This is a genomic window from Enterobacter sp. JBIWA003 (genome assembly GCF_019968825.1).
GTDB lineage: Bacteria > Pseudomonadota > Gammaproteobacteria > Enterobacterales > Enterobacteriaceae > Enterobacter > Enterobacter quasiroggenkampii.
Genome location: NZ_CP074172.1, coordinates 16,564 through 33,646 on the forward strand (window position 1 = coordinate 16,564; position 17,083 = coordinate 33,646).

General features: G+C 56.9%; 9 protein-coding genes. 8 read left to right on the top strand and 1 reads right to left on the bottom strand.

The features are described 5' to 3' along the window. Positions 1-5 precede the first annotated feature (5 nt). The 4 genes from KGP25_RS25750 (at position 6) to KGP25_RS25765 (ending at position 10,687) form a co-directional block, all read left to right on the top strand. Entirely contained in the window at positions 6-557 is a 552-nt protein-coding gene (locus KGP25_RS25750) for a toxin-activating lysine-acyltransferase (RefSeq protein ID WP_123061009.1), read from the top strand. 52 nt (positions 558-609) lie between these two features. Beyond that, the gene (locus KGP25_RS25755; RefSeq protein ID WP_123061010.1) at positions 610-1,185 is read left to right on the top strand and encodes an Ail/Lom family outer membrane beta-barrel protein; all 576 of its coding nucleotides are present in this window, start codon (positions 610-612) and stop codon (positions 1,183-1,185) included. A gap of 129 nt (positions 1,186-1,314) precedes the next feature. Beyond that, complete coding sequence (locus KGP25_RS25760) at positions 1,315-10,449, top strand: hemagglutinin repeat-containing protein (RefSeq protein WP_223540762.1); 9,135 nt, start codon at positions 1,315-1,317, stop codon at positions 10,447-10,449. Further along, positions 10,436-10,687: a hypothetical protein gene (locus tag KGP25_RS25765; protein WP_223540625.1), complete on the top strand. Its 252-nt coding sequence runs from the start codon at positions 10,436-10,438 to the stop codon at positions 10,685-10,687. The genes KGP25_RS25760 and KGP25_RS25765 overlap by 14 nt, the downstream gene beginning before the upstream one ends. 1,030 nt (positions 10,688-11,717) lie before the next feature. On the opposite strand, the gene KGP25_RS25770 is transcribed toward KGP25_RS25765, so the two are convergent. Then, positions 11,718-12,080 carry a helix-turn-helix transcriptional regulator gene (locus tag KGP25_RS25770; protein WP_348984754.1) on the bottom strand — a complete coding sequence of 121 codons (363 nt, stop codon included), beginning with the start codon at positions 12,078-12,080 and terminating at the stop codon, positions 11,718-11,720. 131 nt (positions 12,081-12,211) lie between these two features. Here KGP25_RS25770 and KGP25_RS25775 point away from each other — a divergent pair, with 131 nt between their 5' ends. The 4 genes from KGP25_RS25775 to KGP25_RS25790 are packed head-to-tail and all read left to right on the top strand — an operon-like array spanning position 12,212 to position 16,976. After that, entirely contained in the window at positions 12,212-15,316 is a 3,105-nt protein-coding gene (locus KGP25_RS25775; protein ID WP_223540627.1) for a CHC2 zinc finger domain-containing protein, read from the top strand. After that, positions 15,309-16,376: a site-specific tyrosine recombinase XerC gene (gene xerC / locus KGP25_RS25780; RefSeq protein ID WP_223539164.1), complete on the top strand. Its 1,068-nt coding sequence runs from the start codon at positions 15,309-15,311 to the stop codon at positions 16,374-16,376. The genes KGP25_RS25775 and xerC overlap by 8 nt, the downstream gene beginning before the upstream one ends. A 10-nt stretch (positions 16,377-16,386) precedes the next feature. Then, complete coding sequence (locus KGP25_RS25785; protein WP_223540710.1) at positions 16,387-16,674, top strand: damage-inducible protein J; 288 nt, start codon at positions 16,387-16,389, stop codon at positions 16,672-16,674. Next, the gene (locus KGP25_RS25790; RefSeq protein WP_223540628.1) at positions 16,671-16,976 is read left to right on the top strand and encodes a type II toxin-antitoxin system RelE/ParE family toxin; all 306 of its coding nucleotides are present in this window, start codon (positions 16,671-16,673) and stop codon (positions 16,974-16,976) included. Before KGP25_RS25785 ends, KGP25_RS25790 begins: the two co-directional genes overlap by 4 nt. The last annotated feature ends 107 nt before the right edge of the window (positions 16,977-17,083 follow it).

Below are 17,083 nucleotides of genomic sequence, written 5' to 3' on the forward strand. Positions count from 1 at the left end.
GGACTATGCAGACAGGTGCTTATGACGTCCATGCGCCGTTGATGTTAGGTGGGGATCTCAGTGAAGCCGAGGTGCTCGGGGCCGCCGTGTGGCTGTGGATGCACTCGTCACAGCACCGGGATCTGCCATTGCATGCGTTGCCCACGGTATTGTTGCCGATTATCAAACACCAGCACTATATGCTGGTCAGCCGGGGTACACAGCCGCTGTTTTTCCTCAGCTGGATGTGGCTGAGCGCGGAGGCGGAAGCGCGCTATCTCACGCAACCGGCCATTCTGGTGAAGGAAGATGACTGGGCCAGCGGCGATCGCCTGTGGCTCCGTGACTGGATCGCGCCGTTTGGCGATGTCCGGGTGATGCGCCGCCTGGTAGGGGCCGTGCTGTTCCCTGAGCACTGTTTTCGTTCCCTTTATCACCGTGGTGTACAACGCGGTAAACGCGTGATGAATTTCAAGGGTGACCAGGTCAGTCAAGCGCAGGCTCGTGCCTGGCGTGTGGCCAATCCCTTATCTGTTTCTCTGCCCGAAACCCCGCACGCCGATGAGCGACAGGGTTAGGGACGACGTAAAACCGCGGCTAAGGCAAGCACACACTAAAAAGGATAAAACAATGAAAGCGTTATTGATGACCTCGGCGTTGGTCGCTACTCTGGGCTTGAGTTCGCTGGCACATGCCGCTCAGCAAACCGTTTCTCTGGGTTATGCGCAGAGCAAGGTGCAGGGCTTGCACAATATCAACGGGGTGAACATCAAGTATCGCTATGAGTGGGATTCACCGGTCAGCGTTATCGGTTCATTCACTTATATGAATGGGAATGACAATGATTCCTACCTTCTGGCGCGCGATATCATCGACAACAAGGTAGACATCAAATATTACTCGCTGTCTGTCGGCCCGGCTTACCGCTTTAACGAGTTTTTCAGCGTCTATGGCCTGCTGGGGTTCAATCGCAACAAAGTGGATTACAGCTCCTCCTGGACCAACTACGAATCCGGCTCTTATCGCTATATGGGCACGGAAACCGGCAACATCAACAAAACCTCGTTGATGTACGGTGTGGGTCTGCAGATTAACCCGATTGAAAATATGGCGGTGGATATCGGTTATGAAGGCTCCAGCCTGGATGACGGCAGTAAATCTCATGCTATCAACGGCTTCAATATCGGGATCGGCTATCGCTTCTGATGCCAGACATCCCGGTTTTCGCCGGGATTAATGACCTGAAGCGACAGGCCACTATGCTGTCGCTTGAGGCCATTGGGGTAGATAAAAAAACTAACTTTTCACTTCCACATTTTCTGCAGGGACGTTGTTGTGAACAAGAATTTATACCGACTCATTTTCAACCAGGCGCGTGGCATGCTGATGGTGGTGCCCGATATCGCCGGGGCTGGCCGTGCGGGGGCCGCATCGTCGCCGTCGGGTACCGGTCATACCCTCAGCCAGATGATAGGTAAAGTTCATGGACTGAGTTTTGCGGTGCTACTGGCCCTGGGGGCTATACAGCCGGTGCAGGCCAACATCGTGGCCGATGGCAGTGCACCGGGTAACCAGCAGCCGACCATTATCAGCAGTGCCAACGGCACGCCACAGGTCAATATCCAGACGCCAAGCGCAGAGGGCGTTTCGCGCAACGTCTACAGTCAGTTCGACATCGATAATAAGGGCGTGGTGCTCAATAACAGCCACCTCAACACCCAGACCCAGATCGCTGGCATGGTCACCGCCAACCCGTGGCTGGCAAAAGGCGAAGCCAAAGTCATTCTCAATGAAGTCAATGCCAGTAACCCAAGCCAGTTGAACGGTTTTATCGAAGTGGCCGGGCAGAAAGCGCAGGTGGTGATCGCCAACCCGGCAGGTATTACTTGTAGCGGCTGTGGCTTTATCAACGCCAACCGCGCCACGCTCACCACCGGTCAGGCGCAGATGACCAACGGCCAACTGACCGGCTATAACGTCGAACGCGGTGAAATCGTCATACAGGGCAAGGGGCTGGACAGCAGCCTGCAGGATCATACCGATCTGATTGCGCGTTCGGTCAAAATCAATGCCGGGCTGTGGGCCAACGATCTGGCGGTGACCACCGGGCGCAACGAGGTGGATGCCGCACATCAAACTGTCGCAGCAAAGACCGCTGACGGCGACCCCCGTCCACAGGTGGCGGTGGATGTGTCACAACTGGGCGGCATGTACGCCAATAAAATCCGCCTGCTGGGCACCGAGGCCGGGGTGGGCGTGCACAATGCCGGGGCGCTCAATGCCATCGCTGGTGACGTGGTGGTCAATGCGGATGGGATGCTCACCAACAGCGGGGCGATTAACGCTTCTCAGGCCGTCCAGGTGACGACCACCGGGGATATCAATAACAGCGGCAAGCTGTACGCCGGGGCAGATACCCAGGTGCAGAGCCGCAGCGCACTGACCAACAGCGGCATTCTGGCCGCACAGGGCAACACCACACTTACCACAGCCAGCATTAACAGCACCGCACAAGGGGTGTTGGCAGCAGGGATGGCCAGCAATGGGAAACTCGGTAGCAGCGGTAACCTGACGCTCAACAGCCAGGGTCAGCTCAACGCCAACGGCCAGAACTCCGCAGCAGGGCAATTGTCCGCTACCGGCACCGCGCTGGATTTCAGCGGCAGCCAGACCTACGGCAACAACATCGTTCTCCAGGCCACGGTGGGTGATATCCGCACCGCCGGGGCCAATCTGGCGGCCACACAAACACTCTCTGCACGTACCGGCGGGATGCTCAATAACGACGGCGGTAAACTCAGTGCCGACCAGCTTTCCCTGACTGCCAATAGCTTGTCTAACCAGCAGGGTACCGTGCAGCAGCTCGAGCAGCAGGATCTGACGCTATCCCACGTCAGCAGCATCAACAACCGTGCAGGTACTATCGCCAGCAACAGTAAAAACCTGACGCTCAACACGGCGAATCTCAACAACCAGCAAGGCACCCTTGTGCATGCTGGTGACGGTGCGCTGATCATTCAGGCTACACAGATGAACGGTGATAAGGGCGCGGTACTGTCCAACGGCAGTCTGGCGCTCAGCGGTACCCAACTGCAACTGGATAACACCACCACCCAGGCGGGAAATATTACCCTTAATGCCGGTAGCCTGTCGCACCGTGGCGGGCAGATGACTCAGACCGGCAGCGGCACGTTGAACCTGAATGTTACCGACCTGCTCGACAATCAGGAAGGGGAAATCTTCTCCAACGGTGCGTTATCGCTGACGGCGGGAACCCTGAACAACCAGCAAGGCCAGCTGATTGCTGCCGACAAGCACGATGTAACGCTGACCCTGGACGGTGCGCTCTACAACCGCGATGGTCTGATTGCCGCCGATGGTCGTTTGATCTCGCTCAGCGGTGCGGTGGATAACACCGGTGGGCTGATGCAGGCGGGTTCCACCCTGAGTCTGAACAGTCGCGGAGCCGAGGTGCTGAACCGCAACAGCGGCGCACAGGGCGGCATTGTCAGCGCAGGTGATATGCAGCTTGCGACCGGCAACCTCGACAACCGCAACGGCCAGATTGCTGCCAGCACCCTGAATGCCCGGACCGGCACACTCAATAATGCCGCAGGCAAAATCCTGGCAGACAAGGGGCTGACGCTCAGCAGCGGCGTTCTCAACAACCAGGCGGGGAACATTCAGTCCGGTGCGGTACTGACGCTGAACACGCACGGCCAGACACTCGACAACTCGGCAGGTGGGTTGATCGGCGCAACTGGCGCGCTATCGCTTGCCAGCGGTGCAGTGGATAACCGTCAGGGCAAACTGGTGGGCGGTGGCGATACGTTACTGCGCACCGGCTTACTGGATAACCGGGGCGGCCAACTGGCTTCCCTCAGTAATCTGTCACTGTTTAACACCGGGCTCCTGAACGATGACGGCGGCTTGCTGCAAAGCGCTGCTGATTTGGCGATTGACACCCAGGGGGGGACCCTCATCAACACCCGCAGCGGTGACCAGGGGGGCATCACCAGCCAGGGTTCGCTGACGCTTAAAACCGCTGCGCTGGATAACCAGCAGGGTGTTCTGATCGGTAATCAGCAACTGACCCTGACCTCCGGGGCCGTCAATAACCAACAGGGCCAGATCGCTGCACTGGGCAGTATCAATGCCCTGACGCAGGCGCTGAATAACGCCTGGGGTACCTTGCAGTCCGGGCAGAATTTACAGTGGAATACTCAGGGGGACGGGCTGGATAACCAGCACGGCACCTTCAGTGCGCAGGGTGACCTGTCGCTGACCTCCGCAGATGCGAATAACCAGTATGGGCTGCTGGCTTCCGGCGGGGCGATGGCGCTCAATACCGCCGCGTTCGATAACAGCCTGCAGGGTAACCTGTTCAGTAAAGGGACACTGGATCTCACAGCCAGCAACATCAATAGCCAGCAGGGCCAGATCCAGGCGCTGGGTAATATGGCGCTTAACGCGGTTCAGTCCGTTATCGACAACAGGGCCGGGCTGATCCAGGGGGCACTGAAGGTCACCCTGAACGCTGCCACTATTCTCAACCAGAATACCCTCGGTGCACAAAATGGCATCCAGGGCGGCAGCCTGACGCTGAGTGCGCAGGATGTTGATAACAGCCAGGGTGCATTGCGCGTCGATGATGCGCTGACGCTTAATCTGAGCGGCAGCCTGAACAACACCTCGGGGCTGTTGAGTGCGCAGAATAGCCTGCACACCCTGGCCCAACAAGTCACCAATAGAGCCGGTGCCATGGAAGCGGGTCAGCAACTGAATCTCACCAGTGGTTCTCTGACCGGCGACGGCTCGCTGTTGTCGCTGGGGGACATGTCGCTCACGCTGGTGCAGGATTTCTTCAATACCGGGTCAGTCCAGGCAGGTCATGACCTGGGCTTGACCACCAAGGGTACTCTGACCAACCGGTCGCTGATCCAGGCGGGTAACAAACTTGATCTGGTCGCCACCAACCTGTTCAACAGTACCGCTGCGGAAATCAGCGCAGGTACCACGCAACTCACCGCCACCCAGACCCTGACCAACTATGGCTTGATTGACGGTTTTTATACCCGCCTCAACAGCACCGCCGTCAACAATATCGGCAGTGGCCGTATTTATGGCGATGCGTTAGCTATCCAGGCGGGAACCTTGAACAACCAGGCGGAGAACGGCCAGGCGGCGACGATTGCCGCGCGTCAGCGCCTGGATCTGGGGGGCGGCACCCTCAACAACTACGACCATGCGCTGATTTACAGCGACGGCTTTATGACGATTGGCGGGGCGCTGGATGGCAGCTATCAGGCCATCGGCCAGGGCGGGGTACTCAACAACCACAGTTCCACTATTGAATCTGCCGGGGATATGGCGCTCAATATCGCGCAAATCAACAACATCAATGACCATTTCTCGCTGGAAAGCGTGCTGGTTTCCCAGGAGCACGTTTCCGAGTACGAAGTGGCGCGTCTGAATAACGGCGTGCGCTATAACGACAAAGACTACACCATTTATATCTACAAGGACGAAGTCAATATCCTGTGTATCGAAGGGGTGATCTGCCACACCACCGACGGAGACCGTTTTACCCGCTACGACTACACCCGCACCATCACAGAAGATCGGGTGAAAGAGTCTGACCCTGCCAAAATCCTGGTCGGGGGCAATCTCAGCATCAATGCGGGCAGCGTGCTGAATGACAAGAGCCAGATCATCGCCGGTGGGGCACTGGCGCTCCAGGGCGGATCGCTGAATAACGTCGAGGTGGAGGCCAACCGCCAGATCAACGATGTGGGCACCGCTACCTACTATTCACGCCATCAGAGTAAAGGCGGAGACTCTTCCAATGTCGATGTGACCGCCTATAAACCACCGACGGTGATCCAGGCCATCACCCTGAAACCGAGTACGCTGGCAGAATACACCCAGAGCCAGGGCAGCAATCTGGTGATTGATGCCCAGCAGCAGGCCGATATTAATGGCGATATCCAGGGGGCAGTGGGCATTAATGCCACGCCAATTGCCGGGCCGGGCGCAGGTAACCTGTTGCCGGTGGTGCCGGGGGCGATTACTCTGCCAGCAGGCAAAACCTTCGAGGTGAACCTCGGGGACTCCGGTAAGGTGGTGCGTCTGGTGGGACCAAACACCCGCCTGCCGGACAACAGCCTGTTCCGGGTACGACCGGACAGCAGCCCGTATCTGGTGGAAACCGATCCGCGCTTCACGGACAAGAAACAGTGGCTGGGCTCGGATTACATGATGAACGCCTTCACCACCGATCCGAACAACGTGCTGAAACGCCTGGGGGATGGCTATTACGAGCAGCGGCTGATCCGTGAACAGGTGATCGCTCTGAGCGGTAACCGTTACCTCGACGGCTTCCAGAACGACGAAGAGCAGTACAAGGCCCTGATGAACAACGGGGTGGAGTTCGGCAAGAAATACAATCTGACGCTGGGTGTGGCGCTCACCGCTGAACAGATGGCCTTGCTGACGGGCGATATCGTCTGGATGGTGGCGCAGACCGTGCCCCTGCCGGACGGAAGTACCCGTCAGGTACTGGTGCCACAGGTGTATGCCTCCGTCAAGGCAGGGGATCTGGATGGCAGCGGCGCACTGCTTGCCGGAAAAACCATCGGCCTGAACCTGAGCGGCAATCTGACTAACAGTGGGCGCATCAACGGCCAGCAAAGTACGCAGATCCTGGCAGAAAACATCAGCAACCTGGGCGGCCTGATCCAGGGGAACGATGTCGCGCTGAAGGCGCGGACCGACATCAGTAATGTCGGTGGGGTGATCGCCGGGCAACAAAGCCTCACCGCAACCGCCGGGCGGGATATCAACGCCACCACCACCACCCGCAGCGCCAAGAGCGCCGGTGGCGATTTTGCACGCACTACGCTGGATCGCGTCGCCGGGCTATATGTGCAGCAGCCGGATGGTACGCTGGCATTGCAGGCAGGGCGCGATGTGAATCTGACGGCGGCGCAGATTGTGAATAGCGGGGAAGGCGGCAGCACCTCCATCACGGCAGGGCGTGATCTCAACCTCAATACGGTGACTACCGGCAGCACAGACAACCTCAACTGGGGCGACAACTGGCAGCACCACTCCAGCAGCCAGCAGGTCGGCAGTGAAATCGTCGGTGCAGGTAACGTGCAACTGGGAGCCGGACAAGATGTGAATATCACCGCAGGCAACGTCTCTGCCGGTGATAAGCTCAGTGTGGCGGCAGGTAACGATATCAACATTCAGCATGGCGTTGATACCAACACGCTGGACCAGCATTACAAGGCGACCGGCAGCAGCGGCATGCTCTCGAAAACCACCACCGAGTCGCGGGACACCATTAGCCAGCAGACTGTCAATGGCAGCCAGTTGAGCGGCGACACGGTGAGCATGCAGGCTGGACGTGATTTAACCGTCACGGGCAGCAGCGTGGCGGCTACGCAGGATGTCAATTTAACCGCCGGTAACAACCTGAACCTGCAGGCGGCGACCGAACAGCGCGATGAAACCCATATGCTGCAGGAGAAGAAAAGCGGCCTGTCCGGCACTGGCGGCATTGGCTTCAGCTACGGCACCAGTGACACCAAAACCACCGATGATGGCAAATCCCGGACCAGCGTCGGCAGCACGGTGGGCAGCACCCAGGGGAATGTCACGTTGAATGCGGGTAATAGCCTGACGGTACAGGGTTCTGATGTGCTGGCCGGAAAAGACATCAACCTGACCGGCAAGGAAGTTAATGTCCTTGCCGCAGAAAATCAGAGCACCCGGAAGCATGTGGTGGAGCAGAAGCAAAGTGGCCTGACGCTGGCGCTGTCCGGTACGGTGGGCAGTGCCGTGAGTTCTGCAGTATCGAGCGCCAGTGACGCCAGCAAGGAGAGTAACGGGCGTCTCGCTGCCTTGCAGGGGATGAAAGCGGCATTGAGCGGGGTACAGGCGGCGCAGGCGAATGAAGTGCACAACGCCGGAGATGAAAATACCAGCCTGGTGGGGCTGAACCTCTCCTGGGGCAGCCAGTCGTCAAAATCTGAGCAGACTACGGTGCAATCGCAAAGCCAGGGCAGCACCCTGACCGCAGGCAACAATCTGAACATCCGCTCGACCGGCACCGATATCAATGTCCAGGGCAGCCAGTTGCAGGCCGGGAAGGATATCAACCTCAATGCGGCGCGGGACGTCAATCTGCTTTCAGCCCGGAACACCCAGACGGTGGATGGCAGGAGCGAAAGCCAGGGTGGCTCGGTGGGTGTGGGTGTGAACTTCGGCCAGGGCAAGAACGGCCTGACGCTGAATGCCAGCGTGAACAAGGGAAAAGGTTCGGAAAGCGGCAATATGCTGACCCATACCGAGACCACGCTGAACGCCGGTAACAACCTCAATATCACCAGCGGCCGCGACACCACCCTCACAGGAGCACAGGTGAGCGGTGAGAAGGTGACGATGGATGTGGGCCGCAACCTGACCTTAACCAGTGAGCGCGACAGCGACAACTACGACTCGAAGCAGCAGAACGCCAGCGCAGGCGGTAGCGTCGGTTTCGGTTCTGCCAGTGGTTCGGTCAATCTGAGCCGTGACAGGATGCACTCCACTTACGATGCGGTGCAGGAGCAGACCGGGGTGTTCGCCGGAAAAGGTGGCTTCGACATTACCGTGGGTGAGCATACCCAACTCAACGGGGCAGTTATCGGCTCTACCGCCACAGCGGACAAGAATAAACTGGATACCGGTACGCTGGGTTTCAGCAACATCGAGAACAAGGCCAGGTACGACGTTGAGCATCAGAGTGTGGGTATCAGCTCGGGTGGTAGCATCGGCGGGCAGTTCGCGGGGAATATGGCGAATGGTCTCCTGACCGGGGTGAATGGCAGCGGCAGCGCCAGTTCAACAACCCAGTCGGCAGTCAGTGATGGCACCATCACCATTCGTGACCAGGCCAACCAGAAGCAAGACGTGGCTGGGCTGAGCCGTGATGTCGAGAATGCGAATCCGGGTCTGAACAAAATCTTTGATAAAGAGAAAGAACAGAACCGGTTAAGGGAAGCACAGTTGATCGGTGAGATCGGTAGCCAGGCGGCAGATATTGCCCGGACGCAGGGGGATATCAACGGGCTGAAAGCGGCGAAAGAGAAGTACCCGGACAAGACAACTGAGCAACTTCGTGAAACCAAAGAGTATAAAGATGCCATGAAGCAATATGGCACCGGTAGTGCACTACAGCAAGGTATCCAGGCGGCAACGGCGGCCATTCAGGGGCTTGCAGGCGGTGATATGGCTAAAGCCCTGGCGGGAGCCAGTGCACCGTATCTGGCGGAAGTCATCCACAATATGACCACCAGTGCGGACGGCAAGATAGTGAACACCGAGGCCAACCTGATGGCCCACGCGGTTCTCGGTGCGGTGACAGCTGCGGTCAATGGCAACAGTGCATTGGCTGGAGCCAGCGGCGCAGTGATGGGGGAATTTATCGCCCAACAGATGTACCCCGGTATCGACCGCAACGACTTGACGGAAGAACAACGTCAGACCATCAGTGCGCTGGGTACCCTGGCGGCAGGACTGGTTGGTGGCGTAGTGGGTGATAGCAGTGCTAATGTTGTTGCGGGGGCACTGGCGGGTAAGAACGCTGTTGAGAATAACTTCCTCGGTGCCACATCCTCAGACAAACTCGACAAAGCCATTGAGAAAATCAGGAACGGCGATAAATCACTGGAAGCGGCTAATGACCTGCTGAAATTAGAAAATGCCGATAAACGCAGTGATGCTCTGGTATCCAAATTCACCAAAGATCCTTCAGAAATGACCAGCACAGAGCGTGCTGAACTGGCCGGGTATCTGCGTGTTTATGCCTCTGAAATGGAAAATACTTACGGGCCAGCGGTAGCACAGCAACTGGTTACAGGTCTGCTCTCTGGTCAGGATTACATGAAACGAGATCCTGACTCCGAAGCCATGTCTAAAGCCCAGAGCATCATGAACACCTGGGGTTATCATAAATCCAACGCCAGTATTGGTGATGCGCCTGTAATGTTCGGAGGCAGCGTGCTGGGACTTACAGTGAAAGGTATGGCAGCTAATGCCGCAATTGGTGTTGGAGTTAACTCTGCCGCTCAGTTTGCAGGAAAAGACCCCTTCAGTTATGTGGATGCGATAATGGCTGGCGTAACAGCAGCAGCGACAACAGGAAAAGGTATTATCGTCTCGACCCCTATCAATATGGGTGGTGCTGCAATAGGGAGTGGGATTAAAGGAGAAGACCCGACGAATTCGGTTATTGGGGCTGGCTTCGGGAGTGTGGTCGGTGGCGCTGCAGGTAAAGTAATTACTGATAAAGCAGCTGGTATCGTTAAAGATACTACAGCAGATTTAACTGGTACGGTTGGTGGTTCTGCTATAAGCGAAGTATTCGGTAATGGAACAAAAGAGTTGCTTGATCAAGCAGGTAAGCAAGATGAGAAAAAATAATCTAACTCAGTTTTTAATATTTGTTGGGTGTAATATTTTCATCTTTATAATAATAGTCTTTTTAGGTCGTTTACTAGCGACTGTTTTTGTTTTTCTCAAAATCGGTTCATTTTTATTTGACTGGAAAGAGACCGTTTTTATCTCGCTAGAAAAAGGAGTAGCTATAGGTTTTACTCTTGGATTAGGCTTGTGGATAAAAGCAAGGCTGCAAGAGCGTCAGAGCAGTAAAAAAAACTGAAAACTGCCAACCAAAATCTTTGCAGTGATCTCCGAATGATGCCAGACATAATTTATGGTGTTATGTTGAACAGTTTGAGGTGGTTTGCCTGTAGGTGAATGAAAATAATAATATAATTAAAATTACCTTCTCCCGGTAATACCTGAACCCATCCCGGCAGGCTATTTCACAATAGCCTGCTTCTCACCTCAAAATCCCCACACCCGTCGCAAGATTGCATCTTGCATGATTATTGTTTAAATTCAAATGGTTATCTGGAAAATGTTATGGTAATTTTAACGCCGGATAATGAAACAGAGTCGCCGACGACTCTACATAGACTCTGATTAGAGTACACTCTGGAGTCTGATTAGAGTATGCCCACATGTAGCAAGGCTTTAAGTAGAGTGTACTCTAGAGTGCACTCTGATTTTTACAGGGAGTAGAGTCGTCATTTTTTAGACAGTGAATCCCATAAATATTATTGACGACTCTAATCCGACTCTACGAAAAAGGTGAATAATATTCGTATAAATAAATCTCAAAAATCCTTTAAATAATAATTTTACAGTAAGGTGTTATTTATACTTCAGGATAATGACAGCGTGAATCTGCAGTTGATAAATTTTCCATTGCGAGGCTTAAATCAACTCAGCGCTATTTGGTGTAACTCATGGAAATAATAAAAGGCAGTAATGAAATTTAATGCAACTTAACGAAAGTTCCCTGATATGGTTTTTCGTTACATTATCTGACAGAGACACGTTACAGACTGTATACAGCTGCACGCCAAAGGGGAATCCTTTAAATTTCCCTGACGCCTCGCGTTGCTCGTTGTCCAACGCTTCACACCGCCAGATTAAAATCTGTCAGTGTTCGTCGTTTTTATTATTGGATATCAGATGTAGCAGGGGAGGGATAAACAGCGGAAGGATCATACTGATGCAGAAGGTTTAAACGTATTGTTTTTATTACTGTATTAAAAATAAAAAAAGGCTCCCCAAACCATGCACTGATCGCGCATAGTTATTTTTTTATTAACTGTCGGTCTTCAGATCTTTTTAACTGTCGCTTTGCCTACTCTGGCAACAGCTTGCGTGACCTGACTCTTTACAATCATTGCATCCAGTACCGCTTTGGCGATCTCCCTGTCTTCATCAGACATTGCCGCAACGGCTTCAAACCGAAGCTTCATGTCATCTTCTGGCTCACGTTCCCCCGGCTCAAACAGGAGAAAATCAGAGGTGACATGTAAAACAATCGCCAGCTTCTTGAGGGCGTCAGCAGTAGGTAAAGAGCTACCAGCTTCATAGCGCTTTATCTGCTGGACATGAATGCCTGTGGCATCGGACAGTCCCTGCTGTGTCAATCCTCGCTGCTTACGCAGTGCAACGATGCGTTGGGAAAAGCTCATGGTAGTAAACCAGTGATGAATGTTACCCATGATACTAACCCCTCCTGTTGAGCTGACTTGACGTAAGTATATTATAGTGTACTGTAAAAGTATATTGTATATATCTTGACGCATTTTACAGGAGTACGCTTATGGCCCGCATCCCGGTGCATGAACTGGATGAGCTGAAACGCCACGTCTCGTTGCTCACACTGGCCCAGTCGCAGGGCCATAAGCTGAAAAAACATGGGGCAGACAGCTACGTCTGCCTGTGCCCGTTCCATGACGAGAAAACGCCGTCCTGCGTGATCACCCCGGCAAAGGGGCTGTACCACTGCTTCGGCTGCGGGGCCAAAGGCTCGGTTATCGACTGGCAGATGAGCACCACCGGGCAGGGGCTTCGGGAGGCGGTGGCGTTCCTGAAAGCCCGGCTGGCGGGGACTGACGGTAACGCTTCTTCCTTAGCTGTCCCGTCTGTGGAGCCAAAAGCGACGCCAGCGCGTCAGCTGCTCGTCGATCTGGACGTGGACGGTCAGGCACTGTTGCGTCAGGTAACGGACTTCTATCACCGCAATCTGCTGGACAGCCCGGAAGCGCAGGCATGGCTGGCGCACCGTGGCCTGACGCATCCCGAACTGGTGAGTCACTTCCGGCTGGGGTTCGCGGGTACGCACGGTATCAGCGGCGATACGGGGCTGTTGCCTTCAACGACGAGCAAAGAGGGCCGTCGTCTGCGGGAACGTCTGGCCGCGCTGGGTGTGTTGCGTGAGCAGACCCGACAGGATCACTTCCGTGGCTGCGTGACAATGCCTGTAGAGGGATGGTCTGAATCTGCCATCGTGGCGCACCGTGGCAGAATGCTGCAAGTGTACGGACGGCGAACAATGGCCGATAACCAGATCAAGAAAGGATCTTCGCGTCACCTGTATCTGCCGTCGCCGCTGTGTGGCGTATGGAACGAAGCGGCGATGCGGGGTTCCTCAGACATCATCCTGTGTGAATCCCTGATCGACGCGATGACCTTCTGGTGTGCCGGGCTGCGCAACGTCACCACGGCTTACGGGGTGAACGGCTTCACCCCCGACCACCTGACGGCCCTGCGCTACCACGGCGTGAAGCGGGTGCTTATCGCGTATGACCGTGACGAGGCGGGCGACCGTGGCGCAGAGCGTGTGGCAACTGAACTGCTGGCATGTGGGCTGGAGGCGTGGCGGGTGCCGTTCCCGGCGGGGATGGATGCGAATGAATATGCGCTGAAAAGCGGCAGCCCGGAGTCGGCGCTGGGTCTGGCCCTGCAGCAGGCGAAGTGGCTGGGGCAGGGCAGTGGCCCCGGCGTGGTGTTCAGCCATGAATCCCCGCCATCGTCAGAGGTGGCAGGGACACCGGACAACGGCCCTTCCTTAGCCGTCCCGGCCTCCGCACCGTCAGCGAGCACGACAGGCACTGTGGCGCACGAGGTGAGCGCGTCCGGTGACCTGCTGCTGACCTGCGGTCCGCGCGTGTGGCGGGTACGTGGCTGGCAGAAACAGCGTCAGCCGGAGGTGATGAAAGTTAACGTGCAGGTGCGCGACAGCCTGAGCGGGGCGGTCCATGTGGACAGCCTGGATATGTACCATGCCCGGAGCCGGCAGAACTACGTCAGCACGGCGGCAACAGAGCTGGCCTGTGAGCAATCGGTTATCAAACGCGAATGCGGCCGCCTGCTGCTGTTGCTGGAGCAGAAACAGGACGAGGCGCGACAGTCTGAAGCCACCGACAACAGGACCGCCATCACGATGAACGCTGACGATGAAGCGGCGGCGCTGGCACTCCTGAAATCCCCGGACCTTGCGGCGCGTATCACCGATGACCTGGCGGCCTGCGGTGTGGTGGGTGAGTCCACCAATCTGCTGACCGGGTATCTTGCGGCGGTATCGCGCAAGCTGGATAAACCGCTGGCAGTACTTATCCAGTCCTCGTCGGCGGCGGGGAAGTCTTCGCTGATGGATGCGGTGCTGGGGCTGATGCCGGATGAAGAACGGGTGCAGTACAGCGCGATGACGGGCCAGAGCCTGTACTACCTGGGTGAAACCTCGCTGCAACACAAGATACTGGCCATCGCCGAGGAAGAAGGTGTGCGGCAGGCGGCGTATGCGCTGAAGCTGCTGCAGTCAGACGGGTCGCTGACCATCGCCAGCACGGGGAAGAACGAGCAGAGCGGCGAACTGGTGACGCGGGAATACAGCGTTCAGGGTCCGGTGATGCTGATGCTGACGACCACGGCCATCGACGTGGACGAAGAGCTGCTGAACCGCTGCCTGGTGCTGACGGTGAACGAGAGCCGGGAGCAGACGCAGGCGATACACGCGATGCAGCGCCACGGGCAGACGCTGGAGGGTCTGCTGGCGCAGAGTGAGAAACAGTACCTGACGACCCTGCATCAGAACGCCCAGCGGCTGCTGCGGCCGCTGAAAGTAGTGAACCCGTATGCGCACCAGTTAACGTTCCTCAGCGACAAAACCCGCACCCGGCGCGACCATATGAAATACCTGACGCTGATACAGGCGGTGGCGCTGCTGCACCAGTACCAGCGGGAGGTGAAACGTGCGACCCATCGCGGGCAGGTCATCGAGTATACCGAGGTGACAAAAGCCGATATCGCGCTGGCAACCCGGCTGGCGCACGAGGTGCTGGGCCGGACGCTGGATGAAATGCCGCCACAGACGCGCAAACTGCTGTTGCTGATACAGGCGATGGTCAGGGAGATGGCGGGTCGTCAGCAGTGTCTGCCGGGCGAGGTTCGCTTCACCCGCCGTGATATCCGGGCCAGTACCGGGTGGAGCGACAGCCAGCTTAAAAACCACTGTGTGCGCCTGGTGGAAATGGAATACCTGCTGCTGCACGGCGGGAGTCGGGGCCACCTGCTGCACTACGAGCTGCTGTGGGACGGCGACAACACACAGGCCCCGCACCTGTGCGGTCTGCCGGATGTGGGCGAGCTGATAAACGCGGCCTCAAAAACAGAGGGCAGCGAGCGCAAGTCTGCCTCTGATGGCGTAAGGTCTGGTTCAGGTCAGGGTCAGGTCTGCCCGTTGTCTGGTACAGAGCAGACAGCTCCAGGCCTCACGGTGCAAGGCCCGGAGCCACAACCGGACGGGCTGAACGAAAACGCAGTAAAGAGTGATAACCCGCAAGCGCCGCATCACACTACTGCCCCCCATCATCACAGCGATAATCACCACAACAGCGCCTTCGCAGCGGCGGTAACGCATGGCTAACCGAAAACGGCGTGGCAGTCTGCTGACGGTCGATGACGTGTACCGTCAGCCTGTCGGCCCGGCCTCAGACCCGAAGAGCCTGTACGCGCTGCTGCTGCGGTTCGTGGCGTGGCGGCGGGAGCGCAACTGGTCAGAGACGACGCTGAAGGTGCAGACGCACCACAGCTACCGGTTCGTCCAGTGGGCGGCAGAGCGCGGGCTGCACCATCCGGCAGAGGTGACGCGTCCGGTGCTGGAACGCTACCAGCGCCACCTGTACCAGTACCGCAAGCGCAACGGCGAGCCGCTGACCACCCGGACCCAGCGCACGGCGGTGCAGCCCATCCAGGTGTGGTTCCGCTGGATGACGCAGCAGAACCTGATACTGGCGAACCCGGCGGCCGACCTTGAGCTGCCGAGGCTGGAAAAACGCCTGCCGCGCTATATCCTGAGCGTGGACGAGGTGGAGCAGGTGCTGGCGCTGCCTGACCTGAGCACGCCCGGCGGCATCCGTGACCGTGCGCTGATGGAGGTGCTGTGGTCAACGGGCATACGGCGCAGCGAAGCCGCAGGGCTTGAGGTGTTCAGCGTGGATGCAAACCGCCGCATCCTGACCATCGTTCAGGGCAAGGGAAAGCAGGACAGGGTGGTGCCGGTGGGCGAGCGTGCGCTGTGGTGGGTGCAGCGTTACCTGCACCACGTCCGGCCACAGTTACTGGTTAACCCGCACTGTAAGGCGCTGTTCGTGGCCCTTGATGGTGTGGAGGGGCTGACGCCCAACGGGATCACTAACATCGTCAGCCACCATATGAGAGCCTCCGGGCTGGTTGCGCAGGGAAGCTGTCACCTGTTCCGGCACGCGATGGCGACCCAGATGCTGGAAAACGGCGCAGATCTGCGGTGGATACAGGCGATGCTGGGCCATGTCAGCGTGGAATCGACGCAGATATACACGCAGGTGTCGGTGCGGGCGTTACAGGCGGTTCATGCCTCAACCCATCCGGCAGAGCGGGAAGCACGAATCCTGGATGACAACCTTGAGGACAATCATCATAATGACAACACAACTGACACCACGTGAGGTTATGGCGATGAGCAGCACTATCCACTTCCGAATCGACGAAGAAACCAAACGCCTGGCGATGCAGGCCGCAGAGCGCCAGCAGATGAGCCTTACAGAGCTGATGCGCCAGCGGGCCGAAGAGCTGGCCGCAGAAGAACGTCGCCATCAGAGCAGCGAGCATGAAGGCTGGCTGGAAACACAGATAGCCCAGGCGTTCAGCCGCCATGATGCAGGTGAAGGCGAGTACATCAGCAACGATGAAATGGAAAAGCGAATGAAGGCGCTGAAACAACAGGCCACGCGGGGTACGCTGTGACGGTCAGGGTTGAATGGGAAAAACGCGCACAGACTGACAGAGAAAACATCTTCCTGTACCTGAATCGGGAAGCCGGCGCACTGGTCGCCATCGCAGCCGATGAACGGCTGGCAGGCATGGCGGCTATCCTTGCGGAAAACCCGCTTGCCGGGGTGAAAGCCGGACGCTCAGAGAAGCAGCGTAAACTGGTGGTGCCGCACTTCCCGTTCATCATCGTGTATGTGGCAGAAAGCGCTCGTGTGCGCATCCTGCGTGTACTTCACACCTCCCGCAAAATAGCCGGACAATACAGCCAGAGCTGAGGTCCGCAGAGGCCTCTCCGGCCTTATCCCATCTATACCCGTATAATCCCGCTAACTCCCTGAACAGAAAATAAAAACGGCATAACTCATTAAAACAAAGATGGGTT

Coding starts and splice junctions, on each gene's coding strand:
- KGP25_RS25755 (WP_123061010.1), top strand. CDS start 610: ATGAAAGCGTTATTGATGACCTCGGCGTTGGTCGCTACTCTGGGCTTG.
- KGP25_RS25775 (WP_223540627.1), top strand. CDS start 12,212: ATGGCCCGCATCCCGGTGCATGAACTGGATGAGCTGAAACGCCACGTC.
- KGP25_RS25785 (WP_223540710.1), top strand. CDS start 16,387: ATGAGCAGCACTATCCACTTCCGAATCGACGAAGAAACCAAACGCCTG.
- xerC (WP_223539164.1), top strand. CDS start 15,309: ATGGCTAACCGAAAACGGCGTGGCAGTCTGCTGACGGTCGATGACGTG.
- KGP25_RS25750 (WP_123061009.1), top strand. CDS start 6: ATGCAGACAGGTGCTTATGACGTCCATGCGCCGTTGATGTTAGGTGGG.
- KGP25_RS25765 (WP_223540625.1), top strand. CDS start 10,436: ATGAGAAAAAATAATCTAACTCAGTTTTTAATATTTGTTGGGTGTAAT.
- KGP25_RS25770 (WP_348984754.1), bottom strand. CDS start 12,080: ATGAGCTTTTCCCAACGCATCGTTGCACTGCGTAAGCAGCGAGGATTG.